Annotated in this window: 1 protein-coding gene; it reads left to right on the top strand. The window is 74.8% G+C overall.

Annotation, left to right across the window (positions count from 1 at the left end; translation table 11 throughout):
• A partial coding sequence (locus FV223_RS29345) for an efflux RND transporter periplasmic adaptor subunit (RefSeq protein WP_147730077.1) occupies nt 1-639 on the top strand: 639 nt, incomplete at both ends.

The following is a 639-nucleotide window of genomic DNA, read 5'->3' as shown; positions in this document are numbered from 1 at the left end:
GCGACGACGACCACGAGGCCCCGACCCCGATGGCCGCCACCGGCGCCCAGGACCTTGCCCGCCGCCTGCCCGACGGGTCGGTGTTCGTGCCGAAACCCACCCAGCGCGTGCTGACCCTGCGCACCCTCGTCACCGCGTCGGGCGTGCTGGCGCGGACGACCGAGCTGCCCGGCCGGATCATCGCCGACCCGAACGGCAGCGGCGTGGTGCAATCCTCGGTCGGCGGCCGGCTGTCGCCGCCGGAATCCGGCCTGTTCCCGCGCCTCGGCACCCACGTGCGCAAGGGCGAGGTGCTGGCCTTCGTCACGCCGCCGGTCCAGGCGGTGGACGTGTCCGACATGCGCCAGCGCCAGGGCGAGCTCGACCAGCAGATCGCCATCGTCGCGCGCCGGGTCGAGCGCTACCGCAAGCTGAGCCCCGGCGGCACGGTCTCGCAGGTGCAGATCGACGACGCGGATGCCGAGCTGAAGGGCCTCGTCGACCGCCGCACGGCGCTCGACGGCGTCCGCTCGCAGCCGGAGGCGCTGGCCGCGCCGGTCTCGGGGGTGATCGCCGAGGCCAACGCGGTCGCCGGCCAGATGGCGAGCCCGGGCGCGATGGTGTTCAAGATCGTCGACCCGTCCCGGCTCTGGGTCGAGG

It is taken from the genome of Methylobacterium sp. WL116 (assembly GCF_008039455.1).
Lineage (GTDB): Bacteria > Pseudomonadota > Alphaproteobacteria > Rhizobiales > Beijerinckiaceae > Methylobacterium.
The sequence above is the reverse complement of the archived record's forward strand: the minus strand, read 5'-3'. Positions and strand labels throughout refer to the sequence as shown.